This is a genomic window from Streptomyces canus (assembly GCF_001514145.1).
Lineage (GTDB): Bacteria > Actinomycetota > Actinomycetes > Streptomycetales > Streptomycetaceae > Streptomyces > Streptomyces canus.
The window spans coordinates 1-818 of the sequence record NZ_KQ948725.1; the positions used below are offsets into that span (position 1 = coordinate 1).

Sequence of the window (818 nt, forward strand, 5' to 3'; positions counted from 1 at the left end):
CATCACCTGGTGCGGCGGATGCCTGGGGGGTCAGTGGTGGTGGCCACCGCCGTGGTGGTGACCGCCGTGGCCGCGGTGGTGGCGGCCCCAGGATGCGTCGTCGACGAAGCGGTCGTGGTCGTTGCGCAGGGTGGCGGTGTCGGAGCGGTTGTCCCACACCTCGTTGTGGCGGTCCATGTAGAGGTCGTTGTCGGTGTCGTGGCCCCTTCCGGTGTGGATGCGGACCGTGGCGCGGCCCTCGAGGCGGTAGTGGTCGAAGGTGTAGGTGTCGCCGTCCTCGTTCTTCAGACTCCAGCCGTCGAGGTTGACGGTGCGCCGCGAGGTGTTGGTGAGTTCCACCCACTCCTTGTTCAGGGAGCGCCGCGAGCGGTCGTCCCGGCCGGGCGCGTCGTACTGGACCGCGCTGATCTCCACCTTCGTCCGGTCGGGCCGGGCGTGGTCGGCCGCCGACGCCGGCAGCGCCACCGTCCCGACGATCGCGGCAGCCGCCAATGCGGCGGCGGACAGACGACGGGCGGTCACCGTGGAAGAAGACACAAAGCCCCCAGGCTGTACGGGCACCCGCCCTGTTCCACGCCCCTGGCGGGGCTGGCGGAACGGGCCGGTGCGGGGTGCGGGTGGCGGCCGGTCGGCCGCACATCCACACCATGGCCGTGCTGTGCAGATTGTGAACGCGATACGGGCGGTCCGTTACTTTTCATCCACATTGCTGTGACTCTTGAATGCATCGTCCATTTATGCGGTGTACGCACCAAGTTGACGCCCCGCCAGATCACCGACCGGTATGCGCCATGACCCCTGGCCTTCCACCACCGGAA

General features: G+C 68.6%; 1 protein-coding gene. It reads right to left on the reverse strand.

Annotation, left to right across the window (positions count from 1 at the left end; all coding sequences use genetic code 11):
* Positions 1-30: 30 nt before the first annotated feature.
* Positions 31-522, reverse strand: a complete 492-nt coding sequence (locus AQJ46_RS51230) for a lamin tail domain-containing protein (protein WP_079072896.1) — start codon at positions 520-522, stop codon at positions 31-33.
* Positions 523-818 lie beyond the last annotated feature (296 nt).